Annotated in this window: 17 protein-coding genes; 14 read left to right on the top strand and 3 right to left on the bottom strand. The window is 38.3% G+C overall.

The features are described from left to right. Positions 1–445: 445 nt before the first annotated feature. The 5 genes from relB (at position 446) to BM212_RS07060 (ending at position 2902) form a co-directional block, all read left to right on the top strand. Entirely contained in the window at positions 446–667 is a 222-nt protein-coding gene (gene relB, locus BM212_RS07080) for a type II toxin-antitoxin system RelB family antitoxin (protein ID WP_091897635.1), read from the top strand. Next, the gene (locus BM212_RS07075; protein ID WP_091897632.1) at positions 668–940 is read left to right on the top strand and encodes a type II toxin-antitoxin system RelE family toxin; all 273 of its coding nucleotides are present in this window, start codon (positions 668–670) and stop codon (positions 938–940) included. It abuts the gene before it with no gap. 411 nt (positions 941–1351) lie between these two features. Continuing rightward, on the top strand, positions 1352–1714 hold the full coding sequence (locus BM212_RS07070; protein WP_087059233.1) for an ArsR/SmtB family transcription factor: 363 nt from the start codon (positions 1352–1354) through the stop codon (positions 1712–1714). Positions 1715–1730: 16 nt separating this feature from the next. Then, entirely contained in the window at positions 1731–2348 is a 618-nt protein-coding gene (locus BM212_RS07065; RefSeq protein ID WP_091897628.1) for a CadD family cadmium resistance transporter, read from the top strand. Between the two features lie 161 nt (positions 2349–2509). Continuing rightward, a complete protein-coding gene (locus BM212_RS07060; protein ID WP_091897625.1) occupies positions 2510–2902 on the top strand; it encodes a VanZ family protein in 393 nt (130 codons plus the stop codon). A 183-nt stretch (positions 2903–3085) separates the two neighbouring features. On the opposite strand, the gene BM212_RS07055 is transcribed toward BM212_RS07060, so the two are convergent. Continuing rightward, entirely contained in the window at positions 3086–3796 is a 711-nt protein-coding gene (locus BM212_RS07055) for a DsbA family oxidoreductase (RefSeq protein WP_218149698.1), read from the bottom strand. 355 nt (positions 3797–4151) lie between these two features. Here BM212_RS07055 and purC point away from each other — a divergent pair, with 355 nt between their 5' ends. From purC to purD, 9 genes are all read left to right on the top strand, one after another. After that, entirely contained in the window at positions 4152–4862 is a 711-nt protein-coding gene (gene purC, locus BM212_RS07050; protein ID WP_091897622.1) for a phosphoribosylaminoimidazolesuccinocarboxamide synthase, read from the top strand. Positions 4863–4876: 14 nt separating this feature from the next. After that, the gene (gene purS / locus BM212_RS07045) at positions 4877–5137 is read left to right on the top strand and encodes a phosphoribosylformylglycinamidine synthase subunit PurS (protein WP_087058131.1); all 261 of its coding nucleotides are present in this window, start codon (positions 4877–4879) and stop codon (positions 5135–5137) included. Positions 5138–5139: 2 nt separating this feature from the next. Next, positions 5140–5823, top strand: a complete 684-nt coding sequence (gene purQ / locus BM212_RS07040) for a phosphoribosylformylglycinamidine synthase subunit PurQ (protein WP_091897619.1) — start codon at positions 5140–5142, stop codon at positions 5821–5823. Next, positions 5820–8051, top strand: a complete 2232-nt coding sequence (gene purL / locus BM212_RS07035; RefSeq protein WP_091897617.1) for a phosphoribosylformylglycinamidine synthase subunit PurL — start codon at positions 5820–5822, stop codon at positions 8049–8051. The genes purQ and purL overlap by 4 nt, the downstream gene beginning before the upstream one ends. Continuing rightward, positions 8027–9478, top strand: coding sequence for an amidophosphoribosyltransferase (gene purF, locus BM212_RS07030; RefSeq protein WP_091897614.1), 1452 nt, complete (start codon positions 8027–8029; stop codon positions 9476–9478). The genes purL and purF overlap by 25 nt, the downstream gene beginning before the upstream one ends. A gap of 50 nt (positions 9479–9528) precedes the next feature. Continuing rightward, positions 9529–10572 carry a phosphoribosylformylglycinamidine cyclo-ligase gene (gene purM, locus BM212_RS07025; protein WP_091897611.1) on the top strand — a complete coding sequence of 348 codons (1044 nt, stop codon included), beginning with the start codon at positions 9529–9531 and terminating at the stop codon, positions 10570–10572. Positions 10573–10582: 10 nt separating this feature from the next. Beyond that, positions 10583–11170 carry a phosphoribosylglycinamide formyltransferase gene (purN, locus tag BM212_RS07020; protein ID WP_091897641.1) on the top strand — a complete coding sequence of 196 codons (588 nt, stop codon included), beginning with the start codon at positions 10583–10585 and terminating at the stop codon, positions 11168–11170. Further along, positions 11167–12702: a bifunctional phosphoribosylaminoimidazolecarboxamide formyltransferase/IMP cyclohydrolase gene (purH, locus tag BM212_RS07015; RefSeq protein ID WP_091897608.1), complete on the top strand. Its 1536-nt coding sequence runs from the start codon at positions 11167–11169 to the stop codon at positions 12700–12702. Before purN ends, purH begins: the two co-directional genes overlap by 4 nt. A 65-nt stretch (positions 12703–12767) precedes the next feature. Then, positions 12768–14021 carry a phosphoribosylamine--glycine ligase gene (gene purD, locus BM212_RS07010; protein ID WP_091897605.1) on the top strand — a complete coding sequence of 418 codons (1254 nt, stop codon included), beginning with the start codon at positions 12768–12770 and terminating at the stop codon, positions 14019–14021. A 296-nt stretch (positions 14022–14317) separates the two neighbouring features. On the opposite strand, the gene BM212_RS07005 is transcribed toward purD, so the two are convergent. Next, on the bottom strand, positions 14318–14785 hold the full coding sequence (locus tag BM212_RS07005) for a threonine/serine exporter family protein (protein WP_072693916.1): 468 nt from the start codon (positions 14783–14785) through the stop codon (positions 14318–14320). A 47-nt stretch (positions 14786–14832) separates the two neighbouring features. Then, on the bottom strand, positions 14833–15591 hold the full coding sequence (locus BM212_RS07000; protein WP_245750948.1) for a threonine/serine exporter family protein: 759 nt from the start codon (positions 15589–15591) through the stop codon (positions 14833–14835). Between the last annotated feature and the right edge of the window lie 89 nt (positions 15592–15680).

Genomic DNA, 15680 nt, shown 5'->3' with positions numbered 1-15680 from the left:
GTAAAACTTTCGGGTGATAAGCCGGGCGACCAAAGTCGTTTTCAATTAAGTGATATTGCGAGTCATCTAAATCTTCCACAACTTGATGAATAGAGTAGACGATATGATTTTCTGGTAAGTAACAGTTCATTTCTAATGGCAAGGTTGTTTGGTTCATGGTATATTGAGTATACATAAGGAGCACCCTTTCTATGATGTTTTTGTGGTGATTATATTATACCAAAGCCGTGCTCCTTTTGCTTACATAAACAAATAAGATCCACTGAAATCTCAAGTAGATTTTCAGCGGATCTTATTTGTTTGTTAAGACTTTTGTCCCAGCCTCTTTTTTGCGCTAATTAGAGTTAATTTTTGAGTGCGCTAATCCATTTTATAGAGAAAATAGATTGAAACTCCTCTTCTTTTGTAATACAATGTACATACAAAAGAAGAGGAGTTGATTCTAATGACTGTAGTATCCCTAAGAATTGATAACCAAGAAGATCAACTAATCAAAGAATATGCTAAAGCTAATAATATCTCTGTTTCAGCTTTATTTAGAAATTCTGTTTTAGAAAAAATCGAAGATGAAATTGATTTGAGTTTATATAACCAAGCTATGTCTGAGCACAAAGAAAATCCGCAAAGTATTTCTTTTGAAGATATGCTAAAGGAGTTAGCGGATTAAATGAATTCAGGTTATCAAGTAGCATTTGAAAAAGGAGCACAAAAGGCTTTAAAAAAGATGGATAAACACCAGTCTCTTTTAATTATGGGATGGATTCAAAAGAATCTAGTGAATTGTACAGATCCTAGGAAACAAGGAAAAGGACTGACTGCCAATCGTTCAGGAGAATGGCGATATAGAATTGGAGATTATCGCTTAATTGCCGATATCAATGACAAGACAGTCACTATTTTAATGTTAGAGATTGGCCACAGGAAAGATATTTATAAATAATCCACTAAAATTAAGTTTAGCAAATTAATAATAAAAAAAATCGACTACTTAAAAAATAGTCGATTTTTTATTTTATTTAGATTGAGTACTTAAGAAAATAATTGCATTTTCAATAATATCTTGTTGAGTGGCTTGAATTAGAAATTGCGTTTCTAGACACTCTTTCATTTCTTCAACGAGTATTAAAATGGAACTATTAATGGGCACATAGACGTTTGCTGATGGTATAATGATCACCTCCTGCTGTTTGTTATAAGTAATAACGAATAGGAGGTGATCAAGTGTTACCTAGACTTCTTTCAATACATGAAATTGCTTATAATAGTGTATTGGAATTAAGGTAGATTGACAAAAGAGTGATCAAAAAGGTATACTTCATTCAAATAATCGTTTGAATGTGAGGTGAGATGAATGGAAAACGTTTGCCAAGTGACTATCGTACATAAAGAAAAAGTAACTGTAATAAAAAATAAATTGGATCAAAAAGATTTTTCAAACTTACTTGTGTTAGGGAAATGTTTCAGCGATTCTTCTAGAATTAAAATTTTCTATGCTTTAGAAACCTATAAGGAAATGTGTGTATGTGATTTAGCAGAAATACTTACTGCTAGTGTCGCTACAACGTCACACCATTTACGTTTTTTAAAAAAACATGGAATGGCAAAATCACGTCAAGATGGAAAAGTAGTTTATTACTCTTTAGCGAATGAAGACATCCTTTCCGCTATTCATGTTTTTTTAAAGTTATCAGAAAATCTATCTATGAAATCTTAGTTTGGAGGAAGTTATTTTGTTACAAAGTATTTTTTCAGCTATCGCTGTTTATATTTCTACCAGTATTGATTATTTGTTTATCTTGCTCATTATCTTTTCTCAAAGCCACACACAAAAAGGTATTCGTCACATTTTTTGGGGTCAATATCTTGGAACAGGTATTTTGGTAGCCGTAAGTTTGTTTGCTGCTTATGTGCTAAATTTTATTCCGCAAGATTGGATCATTGGACTTCTTGGATTAATTCCAATTTATTTAGGTATTCGTGTCGCTGTGATAGGTGAAGAGGAGGAAGAAGAAGAGGAAGTCGTTGAAAAGTTAGAATCTAGAGGAACCAGTTGGTTATTTTGGACTGTCGCCTTAATAACCATTGCGTCAGGTGGCGATAATTTAGGCATTTATATTCCTTACTTTACTTCGTTAGCCTTTTCAGAAATTGTTATTACTTTAATCGTATTTGCTTTCTCTGTTGCAGTTCTTTCCTATGTCAGTTATAAATTAGCAAAAATTTCCTTTGTTTCCGAAACATTAGAAAAATATGAACGAATCATTGTTCCTATAGTGTTTATTGGTTTAGGAATTTATATATTGATCGAAAATGGTACGATTCAAACTTTATTAAGTTTATTTAATTAATAAATAGTTTGACTGTTAGCACAAAAAAAGACATCGATTAAATCTCGTTGTCTTTTTTTGTGCTAACAGATTGGCGCATTATCCAAATAGTATCAAGCGATACATGAAATTACATAAATTCATGTATCTAATAGCTATTTTTTGTTAAAGTAAATGATTATATGCGAAGCGAGATTGGACAGAATGTATGGAGAGATGCCAACTGGGTACCTTTTAATCCAAGTTCTTTTGCAATAAAGACTTCTCTGCTAAATGTTCTGCTTACAGTTCCGTTTGGTTTTGGCATTCCTTTTATTGCAAAAGTGAATCTGAAGAAGATTGTCTTATCAGGATTCTTATTCAGTTTGCTTCTAGAAGGTATGCAGCTTTTGACAGCTCTAGCAATTGGATTTACATTCAGATATATTGATGTAAATGATTTGATTTTCAACACGATGGGTGCTGTTTTAGGTTATGGACTGTTTAAACTCTTTATGATAGTTTTCAAAAAGTTGATAAACAAATTTGAGGTATCAATGAATCCGTTTTTGACTTATATTTATGAAACGGAATAAATGTAGTGTATCTGAATAGTTTAGTGCATAAAGTCTGATTCTAGAAATTTTCTGACTGTTAGTTTTTAGAATAGAAGGAATAAATATTTTATATTTACAAGAGTTATGAAAAAAGGTCGATGCTCATCTGCAGCTGCAGATAAACATCGACCTTTTTTTGTTGCGTTCTATTATGCGTATCGATTAAAACGTACAGCTGCCGTCTTCGCAGACTCCACCGTCGTTGTCGTTCATCATTTGCAGTCCGGGCTTTAAGCCCATTTCGTCTGCAACTTTCTTCAGAGTTTCTTGGAAAAGTTCTTGAGGTTGCGCACCTGAAATCGCGTATTTACGTTCTAATACAAAAAAAGGAACACCTTGTACGCCGAGTGCTCTTGCTTCTTGAATGTCTTGAGCAACTTCGTCTGCATGTTGATCACTAGAAAGGACTGCCTGAGCCTCTTCACGAGATAATCCCACTGATTCCGCAACACTTAACAACACCTCATCATCGTTCAAAGCGAGATTGTCTGTAAAATGTGCAGCCAGCAAAGCTTCATCTATATCTGACCCTTTACCTTGGCTTTCCGCAAATTTAGCCAGACGATGCGCTTTTTTTGTATTTGCATTCTTCATTTTGGAAAAGTCGTAGTTCAAGCCTACAGACTTCGCGCGATCTGTTACACTTTCAAACATTCCCTCAACCTGAGATTCAGACATGCCTTTTTTCTTCATCAGGCTTTCTTTTACTGGAGCATTGTCTTTTGTAGAAGTCGTTGGATCTAATTCATAAGCTTTGAACTCCACTTCAACTTTTCCCGTTAAGCCAGTTTCTCTGATGGCTTGTTCTAATTCTCTCTTGCCGATATAACAAAATGGGCAAACATAATCTGACCATACTTCGAATTTCATCATTTAATGTCACTTCTCTTCCTAAAAGTAAGTTGATTTCACTATAACAAGAGTACGCCATAAAAACAATTAAATTTTACAATAAGTAAAATGATTATTGATTGATTTAAAGAGAAAGATACTTTAAAGAAAATGAAATAGTTCGTTTTTTGGTCATTATTAACCATCGTTTAATTTTTAAAACTTTTTAATTTTATTTAAATACGAACAATAGAGTAAATAAAAACAGTAAATACACACTAGTAGGTTGACTATGATAATGAGTATATTTAGTATGAAGTTAAATAAATACGTTAATAAATATGTTTATAAAAATAGTTCGTGTTTTACTTGTTTATTCTTGAGAGGAGAACTTTATTTGGATAAGAAAGAGCTGCTTTACGAAGGAAAAGCGAAAGAACTGTATGAAACAGATGACCCGGATATTCTTTGGGTCAACTATAAAAATCAAGCAACAGCCGGTAATGGTGCCAAGAAAGAAACCATTACCGGTAAAGGAAAATTGAATAATCAGATTACCAGTGTACTATTTGAAAAATTAAAAGAAAAAGGCATTAATAGTCATTTCATTAAACAACTCTCGGAAACAGAGCAGCTCATTCAAAAAGTCGAGATGTTTTCTCTGGAAGTTGTCATCCGTAATGTAGCTGCAGGCAGTTTTTCCAAACGTTTAGGCGTAGAAGAAGGAAAGCAGCTCTCATTCCCTGTATTAGAATTTTATTTAAAAGAAGATGCATTGAACGATCCTATTTTAAATGATGATCATGTCCGCGTATTAAAGCTTGCTACGGATAATGAAGTTTTGGAAATCAAAAAAAAGGCAATGGAAATCAATCAAGTGCTGATTGAATTATTTGAAAAAATGAACATTCGACTAGTTGATTTCAAACTGGAATTTGGAAAAACAAATGATGGATCAATCGTACTGGCAGATGAAATTTCACCAGACACTTGTCGTTTATGGGACTTGGATACAAATGACCGTCTGGATAAAGACGTGTTCAGAAAAGATCTGGGAGACATTATTCCGCTTTATCAGGAAGTTTTGAATCGTTTAAACCAACTTTAAAAGGAGAGCTGATCATGTATAACGTAAAAGTATATGTAACCTATAAAGAATCCATTCTAGATCCTCAAGGAGAAGCAGTACGCGGTGCTGTTCATCGTATGGGGTTTGATGAGATTGAAGATATCAGAATGGGAAAATATTTTGAAATCAAAGTAGCCAAACAAGCAGATAGAACGGTTGAAGAAACGATTGAAACCATTTGTGATAAATTGCTCGCGAATGTAGTAATGGAAAGTTATCGATATGAAATCGAAGCAGTAAAGGAGACGGTCTAAGCATGCGTTTTGCAGTGATTCAATTCCCGGGTTCAAATTGTGACGTCGATCTGCTTCATGCAATCAGAGACGGCGTAGGTGAAGAAGCTGAATATGTCTCACATACGGAAACCAGTTTAGAAGGATTTGATGGGGTACTTTTACCTGGAGGATTCTCGTACGGAGACTATCTGAGAAGTGGCGCAATCTCTCGTTTTTCAAATGTCATGAACGAAGTTAGACGGTTCGCTGAAGAGGGCAAACCGGTTTTTGGTACGTGTAACGGATTTCAGATTTTAGTTGAAGCCGGTCTTCTTCCAGGTGCGTTACAGAGAAACAAACACTTACACTTTATCTGTAAATCTGTTCAGTTGAAAGTGGAAAACAACCAGACAAACTTTACTTCACTGTATGAACAAGGTGAACAATTGACTATTCCAGTTGCTCATGGAGAAGGTAGTTATTACTGTGATCCTGAAACTTTGGAAGAACTGAAAAATAACAACCAGATCGTCTTCACCTATGCGTCAGAAAATCCGAATGGTTCAGTAGCGGATATCGCAGGAGTTATCAACAAACAAGGAAATGTACTTGGCATGATGCCGCATCCTGAACGAGCAACAGAAGAATTACTTGGCTCAAGTGATGGCTTAAGGTTCTTTCAGTCCATGATCAAGAACTTTGTAAAGGAGACCGCTAACGTATGAAAACAATCCAGGAACCAACAGCAGAAGCCGTCAAAGAACAGCGTATCTATGCAGAGTGGGGCTTAACTGATGAAGAATACCGCATGATATCAGAAGATATTCTGGGACGCTTACCGAATTATACGGAAACAGGACTGTTTTCAGTTATGTGGAGTGAGCATTGTTCTTACAAAAATTCTAAGCCAGTTTTACGTAAGTTTCCAACCAGTGGTCCTCAAGTTTTACAAGGTCCTGGCGAAGGTGCCGGAATCGTTGATATCGGTGATGGACAGGCAGTCGTCTTCAAAGCAGAAAGTCATAATCATCCTTCTGCCGTTGAACCTTATGAAGGAGCAGCTACAGGGGTGGGTGGCATCATCCGCGATATTTTCAGTATGGGTGCTCGTCCGATCGCATTACTGGATTCCCTTCGTTTTGGCGAATTAGACAATGAACGGACAAAATACTTGCTGGAAGAAGTCGTAGCTGGAATTGGTGGATACGGAAACTGTATCGGAATTCCGACTGTCGGCGGCGAAATTGGATTTGACCCAGTGTACAAAGGAAATCCACTAGTCAATGCGATGTGTGTCGGCTTGATCGACCATAAAGATATTCAAAAAGGCCAGGCAAAAGGTGTCGGCAATTCGATTATGTATGTAGGCGCTAAAACAGGTAGAGATGGTATTCATGGAGCCACATTTGCCTCCGAAGAATTCAGTGATGAAGAAGAATCTGAACGTTCAGCGGTTCAAGTAGGCGATCCATTCATGGAAAAACTGCTGATGGAAGCTTGTCTGGAACTGATCCAGAACTATCAGGATATATTGATCGGAATCCAGGACATGGGGGCTGCCGGTCTTGTTTCATCCAGTTCAGAAATGGCTTCAAAAGCGGGAAGCGGCATGGTACTGAATCTAGATGATGTCCCGCAGCGTGAAACCAATATGACTCCTTATGAAATGATGCTGTCAGAGTCTCAGGAACGCATGCTGATTTGTGTGAAAAAAGGTTCGGAAGACCGCGTTAAAGAACTGTTTTCCAAATATGAATTGGACGCAGTGAATATCGGACAGGTAACAGATGACGGTCAATACCGCTTGTTCCATAAAGGCGAGCCGGTAGCGGATCTGCCAGTAGATGCTTTAGCAGAAGAAGCACCGGTTTATCATAAGCCTTATACAGAACCGGAACGCATCAAACGATTCAAAGAAATGAAGACATTTGAACCGGCGATAGAAGATGCTGGAGAAACACTGAAACAGTTATTGCAGCAGCCGACGATTGCCTCTAAAAAATCAATATTTGAAACATATGACTCAATGGTCAGAACCAACACAGTTGTAGGACCGGGCAGCGATGCAGCCGTTCTGCGGATTCGTGGTACGCAAAAAGGGCTGGCAATGACAACAGACTGCAATGCCAGATATCTTTACCTGAATCCTGAAAGAGGCGGACAACTGGCGGTTGCTGAAGCAGCGAGAAACATCGTAGCGAGCGGCGGCGAACCTTTAGCGATCACAGACTGTTTGAATTACGGAAATCCGGATAAACCAGAAGTATTCTGGGAACTTTGGACGTCTGCTGATGGCATTTCAAAAGCTTGTGAAACACTTGGAACCCCAGTGATTTCGGGAAATGTTTCTTTATACAATGAGACGAACGGTGAAGCCATTTATCCTACACCAATGATCGGGATGGTCGGGTTAGTCAAAGAACTCGCTCATGTAACCACTTCTGACTTTAAACAAATTGGGGATAAGATTTTTGTAGTTGGCGAAACAAAACCTGACTTTAACGGAACGGAAATTCAGAAAATGCAGCTTGGTCGTATAGAAGGTGAACTTTTCGACTTTGATATTGAAAAAGAAAAGGACATTCAAGATAAAGTATTGGAAGCGATCAGACGAGGATGGATTCAAAGTGCTCATGACCTTTCTGAAGGTGGACTAGCAGTAGCTTTAGCAGAATCAGCCTTTAAAAAAGGATTCGGTATGGACGTGACGGTTGATATGCCAAAAGAGTGGTTATTCTCTGAATCACCATCCAGATTCGTACTGTCAGTGAAACCCGAAAATGCAACGGCAGTAAAAGCATTATTTGATCAAGATGTTACTGAGATCGGTAAAGTGACAGATTCAAAAACAGTCGTCATAAAAACACAAGATGAAAAAACCGAATTAGAAACCAATGAACTAAAAAAGGTATGGGAGGAGGCGATTCCTTGGTTGCTGAAATCAAAAGCTTAAATGAAGAGTGCGGTATCTTTGGTGTCTGGGGACACTCAGAGGCAGCAAGACTGAATTACTTTGGATTGCATAGCCTGCAGCACCGCGGTCAAGAAGGAGCGGGGATTGTTGCCAATAATCATGGTCGTTTAAAAGGACACCGAGATTTAGGTTTGCTTTCAGAAGTGTTCAAGGATGAAAGAGAAATCGAACGATTGACAGGAGACGCAGCAATTGGTCATGTTCGGTACAGTACAGCAGGAAGCAACAGTATTTTAAATATTCAGCCTTTCTTGTTCAAGTTTCATGATGAAGAATTGGCGCTCGCGCATAATGGGAATCTAATCAATGCGACGACTTTGAGAAAAGGTCTAGAAAAAGAAGGTGCAATTTTCCATTCTAATTCTGATACAGAGATCTTGATGCATCTGATTCGCAGAAGTAAACAAAGCACGCTGATGGAAAGAATCAAAGAAAGCTTGAACGCCATTAAAGGCGCATTTGCCTACTTGATTCTGACTCCAGATGCCATGATTGGAGCACTTGATCCGAATGGTTTCAGACCGCTGTCGATCGGGCAGTTGGAGAATGGTGCTTATGTTTTGGCAAGTGAGACATGTGCATTAGATGTAGTTGGAGCGACGTTTGTTCGTTCTGTTCAACCTGGAGAAATCGTCATCGTAAATGATGATGGTTACCAGATCGAGAAATATACAGAAGATACAATGCTTCAAATCTGTTCTATGGAATACATCTACTTTGCTAGACCCGACTCTAATATTGCAGGAGTAAATGTGCATACGGCCAGAAAAAATATGGGTAGAAGACTCGCACAGGAAGCGCCGATCGAAGCAGACATGGTGATAGGTGTGCCGAATTCTTCGTTATCTGCGGCAAGTGGATATGCAGAAGAAAGTGGGATTCCTTATGAAATGGGATTAGTGAAAAATCAGTACGTTGCTAGAACGTTCATTCAACCGACGCAAGAATTGCGGGAACAAGGTGTACGAATGAAATTATCAGCTGTCAGCGGGGTCGTAGCAGGGAAGAAAGTGATCATGGTTGATGATTCGATCGTTCGTGGTACTACAAGTAAACGGATCGTACAGCTCTTGAAAGATGCCGGTGCAGCAGAAGTTCATGTTCGAATCTCTTCACCGCCACTAAAATATCCATGTTTTTATGGAATCGATATCCAAAATCAGAAAGAATTAATTGCAGCGGAGCAGACAGTGGAAGAAATCCGGGAAACCATTGGAGCAGACAGCTTATCCTTTTTAAGCGTAGATGGAACAGTAGAATCTATTGGACTACAATTTGACGCACCTTACAATGGCTTATGTATGGCTTACTTTACTGGTGATTATCCAACGCCATTATATGATTACGAAAAAGATTACAGGAATACACTAGAAAAAATCAATGAACGTGCTCCACTGACAACATAAAAATTTTAGAATCAATTAAATCACAAAAAGAAGATAGGAGATCTAGCACAATGGGAAATGCTTATGCCAACGCTGGGGTAGATGTTGAAGCAGGGTACGAAACGGTTGAACGCATCAAGAAACATGCAAAACGAACAGAACGATTAGGTGTTATGGGTGCTTTAGGTGGTTTCGGTGGGGCCTTTGACTTATCTAAGATTGAGGTTAAAGAACCTGTGCTCGTTTCGGGAACAGATGGCGTAGGAACTAAACTGCTGCTGGCGATCCAGCAGGACAAGCACAATACGATTGGAATCGACTGTGTCGCAATGTGTGTGAATGACATTCTGGCTCAGGGAGCTGAACCTCTTTATTTTCTAGATTATATTGCAACAGGAAAAACTGTTCCAGAACGAATGGAACAGATCGTTGCCGGAATTTCTGATGGGTGTGTACAAGCCGGCGCAGCGTTAATCGGGGGAGAAACAGCTGAGATGCCAGATATGTATGAAGAAACTGCGTATGACCTTGCAGGTTTTTGTGTAGGGGTAGCTGAAAAATCCGGATTACTCACAGCAGATAAAGTAAAAGCTGGAGACAAATTGATCGGACTGCCATCAAGCGGTATTCATTCAAATGGATATTCACTAGTAAGAAAAGTGTTTTTTGATAAGAACGGATATACATTGGAAACGATGTTTGAAGAATTAAACGGCAAAACGCTTGGGGAAGAGTTGCTGGAACCGACAAGAATTTATGTTTCAGCCGTTTTGCCTTTAATAAAAGAACAATTGATACAAGGGATTTCTCACATCACTGGAGGAGGATTTGTGGAAAATCTTCCTAGAATGCTGCCGGAAGGGTTGGCAGCTAAGATAGAAAAAGGAACATGGGAAATACCGGGTATTTTTAAATTGCTTGAAAAAGAAGGGCAGTTAAAGACTGAAGAGATGTATGAGATTTTCAATATGGGAATCGGTATGGTACTGGCCGTTTCTGAAGGTAAGGTTGAGAAAGTTCTGAAAGAGCTGAAACATACTGGAGAAAAAGCTGTTATAATAGGTGAAGTTGTTGAATCTTCAGGAGATACAAATGAGGCGATTGTGTTTGAATAAAGAAAAAAATATTAAAATCGCCATTTTTGCTTCGGGAAGCGGAACAAATTTTGAAGCTGTTGCCCAAGCAGTCAAACAGGGGAAAATCAAGGGGAATCTTGAATTGCTGGTTTGTGATAATGCTGAGGCTTATGCTTTAAAACGAGCAGAAAAATTAAAGGTTCCTACCGCAGTTATTTTGCCTAAGTCTTTTATATCAAAAAAGGAATTTGAATTAAAAATATTAGAGCAATTACGAGCACATTCGATCGATCTGATTGTTTTGGCAGGATACATGCGCATTGTAGGAGATACATTACTTGAAGCTTATCCTGAGAAGATTTTGAATATCCATCCTTCTTTGCTGCCTGCTTATCCTGGAAAACAAGGAATCAAGGATGCTTATAATGATGGAGAAATAGAAACTGGTGTAACGGTTCATTTAGTAGATCAGGGGATTGATACAGGACCAATATTGGCACAAGAAAGAATCAGAATTGAACCCGAAGAAATACTCAATTCTCTTGAAGAAAGGATACACAGAGTAGAACATAAATTGTATCCAGCAGTCATTCAACAGTATATTGAAAAGCTACAAAAGGAGCAGATAGATAAATGAAACGAGCATTGATCAGTGTCTCAGACAAAACAAATATTGTGGAGTTCGCACAAGCTTTAGTCAAGCAGCAAGTTGAAATTGTTTCAACAGGGGGAACAAAAAAAGTGCTGGATGAAGCCGGCGTACCCACTGTTTCTATTGATGAAGTAACTGGATTTCCAGAGATGATGGATGGACGGGTCAAAACTTTGCATCCCCTGATTCATGGAGGACTACTTGGTCGTAGAGATTTAGATAGTCACTTAGATGCAATGAAAGAGCACAACATCCAACCAATCGACTTTGTCTGCGTAAACCTTTATCCATTCAAAGAGACGATTTCAAAAACGGATGTAACACCAGAAGAAGCGATTGAACAAATCGACATTGGTGGCCCAAGTATGCTGCGCAGTGCTGCAAAGAATTTTGCATCGGTTACAGTGGTTGTTGATGCAGCAGATTATACAAAGGTAATAGAAGAACTACAGATAAATGGCAAAACAAGCTTAGAAACCAGAAAAGCGTTAGCTGCTAAAGTATTTCGTCATACAGCAAGTTATGACGCGCTGATCGCAGATTACTTAACTGAACTGTCGGGAGAAGAAGACGCAGAGTCGGTAACCGTTACTTACAATAAAAAGCAATCCCTGCGCTATGGAGAAAACAGCCACCAGTCGGCAGTATTTTACGAAGATCCTATGGCGAGTGGGTTTTCTATCGCAAAAGCAACACAGTTACATGGGAAGGAACTGTCATACAACAATATTAAAGATGCAGATGCAGCGATTCGTATGGCACGTGAATTTGACGAACCGGTTGCAGTCGCGGTGAAACACATGAATCCATGTGGAATCGGAATTGGCGAAACAATTGAAGAAGCTTTTAACCGTGCATATGAAGCAGACAGTATCTCTATCTTTGGGGGTATCGTTGTTTTAAACCGTGAAGTCTCTCTTGCCGTAGCGGAGAAATTGCATAAAATCTTTTTGGAAATCGTTATTGCTCCTTCTTTTTCAAAAGAGGCATTCGATTTACTGAGCTCCAAGAAAAATATCCGACTACTGGAACTGGATTTTTCTAAAGCTGCTGAAGCGGGTAAAGAAATGGTCTCTGTTCTAGGTGGTTTACTGATTCAGGATCAGGATTGGATAGCTGAATCGGACAAGCCTGAATGGAAAGTCGTTACGGAAACAAAGCCAACAGACGAACAAATAAAAGCATTAGCGTTAAATTGGAAAGTTGTAAAACATGTTAAAAGTAATGCCATTGTTGTCGGTAATACAACCCAGACACTAGGAATTGGTGCTGGACAGATGAACCGAATTGGAGCAGTTAAAATTGCAATCGAGCAAGCTGAAGGCCAGGCTGAAGGTGCAGTGCTGGCAAGTGATGCCTTTTTCCCAATGGATGATAGTGTAGAATATGCAGCAAAACATGGCATAAAAGCAATCATTCAGCCCGGTGGAAGTATTAAAGATCAAGCTTCTATTGATAAGGTAAATGAGTATGGTATTGCCATGGTCTTTACTGCTACTCGTCATTTCAGACATTAAAGAACGAACGAAAGAGAGTAGGATCTCTTTCGTTTTTTACATAACCTGTGAAAAGAGGAACTGTTATGAATCTATTTGTTATCGGTAGTGGAGGACGTGAACATGCATTAGCTAAAAAGTTAAAACAAAGTGCGAAAGTAAAAACTGTATTTTGTGCTCCCGGTAATGCGGGAATGAAAAAAGATGGTATAGAAGTTATAGATATTGACCAATTAGAGCATACGCAATTGATAAAATTTGCGAAAGATAACAATATCGAGTGGACGATTATCGGCCCAGAAGTGCCCTTGCTTAACGGATTAGCAGATGACTTTAAAGATGCAGGACTAAAAGTATTCGGACCTTCAAAAAGAGCCGCAAAAATTGAAGCTTCTAAAGAATTTGCAAAAGAATTAATGATCAAAAAGCAAATCCCCACAGCCAAATATAAATCGTTTAATCAATATGAAAAAGCGAAGCGATACATTGATGAACAAGGAGCCCCAATCGTTATTAAAGCAGATGGATTAGCTGCTGGGAAAGGTGTAGTAGTAGCGGAGACGGCGGCGGAAGCGCAAACGGCTTTGACAGAAATGATGCAAGAAAATAAGTATGGAAAGTCTGCTTCAACAGTTGTAATCGAAGAATGCTTAAAGGGAGAAGAGTTTTCTCTAATGGCTTTTGTGAATGGAGAAAAAGTTTATCCAATGCAGATCTCTCAAGATCATAAAAGATTACTAGAACAAGATAAAGGTCCGAATACTGGGGGTATGGGAGCGTATTCTCCAGTTTCCCATATTTCAAAGGAAATAGTAGATGAATCCATAGAGAAAATTCTTAAGCCTGCTGCACAAGGAATGGTTGAAAATCAGACGCCTTTTACAGGAGTATTATATGCTGGAGTAATGGTAACTGAAACAGGTCCGAAAACAATCGAATTCAATGCGAGATTTGGAGACCCAGAAACTCAAGTTGTCTTAAACAGACTAGAGTCCGATTTGGCAGAAGTAATTACCACTATCTTAAACGATGAAGAACCACTTTTGAAATGGAAAGAAACCGGTGTGGATTTAGGTGTCGTTGTTGCAGCAAAAGGTTATCCAGAAGCCTATTCAAAAGGTGTTCCATTAGAGATCCTGGATTCAATTGAAATGAATATTTATTATGCAGGCGTGAAAAGTAAAGGAACACAACTGATTTCCAATGGCGGACGAGTCTACTTATTAGAAGCCTATGGAGAGACAGTTGAACAGGCACAAGGGAAAATTTACAATGAATTAAGCAAGGTAAATGATGAACAATTTATTTACCGCAAAGATATTGGAAATAAAGCAAAATAAGGGAAGTAATAGGTTGAATATCGGAGCACAGATGTTTCTATTAACTGGGTTCACTTGTACTTTGAAGTTCGCTTGAATGGAAATTTCAAAATCTTGCCTCGTATACTGGAATGTAATTGATCTATAAATGATTAAAATAAAAAAGCTATCGCTGCTGCTCTTATTGAGAAGCATTCGATAGCTTTTTACGTAATTAAGGTAAAGTATAAAAATATAGAATTTTTTGAGTCGCAAAAAAATGAGAAAAAAGATTTGTGTAAAAATTCTACTGGATATTAGCAAGATATTATTCAAAATTAAGGGAGATATCGTTTGTCTCTTTTGCCTAATGTTCTAGAAGAGAGTGCCTGAAGCAGTCCACTGTTGACTGAAAGACCTAACGCAATTGCACCTGAAACAAGGAACGTTTCCGTTGCGTACATAAAGGCGAGATCAGAATTACCTTCAATAAAAGAACGCATCATATTATAAGCAGATCCTCCAGGCACTAAAGGAATGATACCAGGGATTGCAAATACGATTACCGGCATTCGGTAGTAACGAGCAAACCATTGACTGCAGTTCGCCACTAAAAAAGCAGCAGCTCCAGCACCAACAAAATAGTCTAAATCTAGCTGGAAGGATAAATAATGATAAACAACCCAACCTGTCGCACCAGCTAAGCTAGATGCTAGAATTGTACGGGTAGGAACATTATATAAAATCCCAAAGCCTATCGTCGCTATAAATGCAGCAAGAAAATAAGTAGTATAATCCAGTAACATGGTAAGTTCCTCCCTGTGATAAAGTTTTTAGAGTATTCTGCAGTATCTTATAAAAATGTTAATACCATAGCAATGCCAATTCCTATTGCACCGGCCGTCAGTAGGGCTTTTGCAACGACTGCTACACCTGCTAAAAGGTGTCCGGCCATTAAATCTCTGAAGCTATTGGTGATTGCCATCCCGGGAACTAGGCACATCACGCTTCCAATAATAATTGTATCAACATTATTTCCTAATCCTAAGGAAATAAATAGAACAGCACATAAGCCAATAAAAAAAGCAGCAAGCATTTCAGCAAAAAAACTGACATTCGTCCAGCGGTTTACGAAATCAAAAAGCATATGACCTAGACCGCCAGCAATAAATGAAGGTAACATATCTTCATAGGTTCCTCCGAACAGTAAAGGGAAACACCCGCAAGCACAGGCAATGGCTAAGTTTCTCTGCCACTGCTTGAAATTCCGGGGCGTATATTTTATTTCTTTTAATTTATCTTTTACTTCATCAGGTGAAAGAATCTGTTGGGATAATTGTCTAGAAAGGTCATTTACTTTAGCAACTTTTTCAAGGTTTGTTTGTCTATCTGTCATTCGCAGTAATTCAGTATGATCCTGTTTGTCTCTACCTTGGACCGTTAAAATCAATGCGGTGGGGACAACAAAGACGTTTATATAAACTAGATCATAACTTTTAGCAATACGATATAATGTATCTTCTACACGATAAGTTTCTGCTCCATTTTCAAGCATAACTCGTCCGGCTTCTACGCAAACATCTAATATGTCAGCTGCTGGATAAGATTCCAACGCTTTCCTCCCTCTCAAATTCTCAATATGCCCAGTATAACGATTTTGACAAGAAAAATCGATAGAGAACAAGTAGAAAGAAGATTAAA

The sequence above is a fragment of the Marinilactibacillus piezotolerans genome, from assembly GCF_900114235.1.
Lineage (GTDB): Bacteria > Bacillota > Bacilli > Lactobacillales > Carnobacteriaceae_A > Marinilactibacillus > Marinilactibacillus piezotolerans.
Note: the sequence above shows the minus strand (reverse complement) of the source record. Positions and strands in the feature narration are given on the sequence as shown.

Coding starts and splice junctions, on each gene's coding strand:
- relB (WP_091897635.1), top strand. CDS start 446: ATGACTGTAGTATCCCTAAGAATTGATAACCAAGAAGATCAACTAATC.
- BM212_RS07075 (WP_091897632.1), top strand. CDS start 668: ATGAATTCAGGTTATCAAGTAGCATTTGAAAAAGGAGCACAAAAGGCT.
- BM212_RS07070 (WP_087059233.1), top strand. CDS start 1,352: ATGGAAAACGTTTGCCAAGTGACTATCGTACATAAAGAAAAAGTAACT.
- BM212_RS07060 (WP_091897625.1), top strand. CDS start 2,510: ATGCGAAGCGAGATTGGACAGAATGTATGGAGAGATGCCAACTGGGTA.
- BM212_RS07055 (WP_218149698.1), bottom strand. CDS start 3,796: ATGATGAAATTCGAAGTATGGTCAGATTATGTTTGCCCATTTTGTTAT.
- purS (WP_087058131.1), top strand. CDS start 4,877: ATGTATAACGTAAAAGTATATGTAACCTATAAAGAATCCATTCTAGAT.
- purQ (WP_091897619.1), top strand. CDS start 5,140: ATGCGTTTTGCAGTGATTCAATTCCCGGGTTCAAATTGTGACGTCGAT.
- purL (WP_091897617.1), top strand. CDS start 5,820: ATGAAAACAATCCAGGAACCAACAGCAGAAGCCGTCAAAGAACAGCGT.
- purM (WP_091897611.1), top strand. CDS start 9,529: ATGGGAAATGCTTATGCCAACGCTGGGGTAGATGTTGAAGCAGGGTAC.
- purH (WP_091897608.1), top strand. CDS start 11,167: ATGAAACGAGCATTGATCAGTGTCTCAGACAAAACAAATATTGTGGAG.
- purD (WP_091897605.1), top strand. CDS start 12,768: ATGAATCTATTTGTTATCGGTAGTGGAGGACGTGAACATGCATTAGCT.
- BM212_RS07005 (WP_072693916.1), bottom strand. CDS start 14,785: ATGTTACTGGATTATACTACTTATTTTCTTGCTGCATTTATAGCGACG.